This is a genomic window from Pyramidobacter piscolens W5455 (genome assembly GCF_000177335.1).
Taxonomy (GTDB): Bacteria; Synergistota; Synergistia; order Synergistales; family Dethiosulfovibrionaceae; genus Pyramidobacter; species Pyramidobacter piscolens.
In genome coordinates, this window is record NZ_ADFP01000119.1 from 1 (window position 1) to 510 (window position 510).

At 47.1% G+C, this 510-nt stretch carries 1 protein-coding gene; it reads left to right on the top strand.

The window, feature by feature from the left end; all coding sequences use genetic code 11:
* On the top strand, nucleotides 1-382 hold a 382-nt coding region (tnpA, locus tag HMPREF7215_RS09870), incomplete at its 5' end, for an IS200/IS605 family transposase (RefSeq protein WP_009165714.1).
* Nucleotides 383-510 lie beyond the last annotated feature (128 nt).

The window sequence follows — 510 nt, forward strand, 5'->3', positions numbered from 1 at the left end:
CAAGCTCAGAGCAGAAATTGGCAAAATATTGAGAACGCTGTGTGAACGCAAGGGAGTAGAAATATTGGAGGCAAATGCGTGCCCCGATCATATCCACATGCTGTTGCAAATACCGCCTAAATACAGCGTATCGGAAGTTCTTGGATTTCTGAAAGGCAAAAGTTCACTGATGATATTTGATAGATTTGCGAACCTAAAATACAGGTATGGAAATCGGAAATTCTGGAGCCGAGGATATTATGTGGATACAGTAGGGCGCAATGAAAAGAAAATAACAGAATATATTCACAATCAACTCGAAGAGGACAGGCTGACAGACCAGCTCACCCTGAAAGAACTGGAAGACCCGTTTACGGGTGAGTCGGTGAGAGAGAGCAAGTAAAGAGCCACTTTAGTGGCTTGCCTGTGATAGTGGTGCGTTTGTCAGCCTTTTCAGTGCCCGAGAGGGTGGCCGGTAAGAGGCCCTTATAGGGCCAGAGCAAGCCACCGGCTTTGCCGGTGGTCCTGACT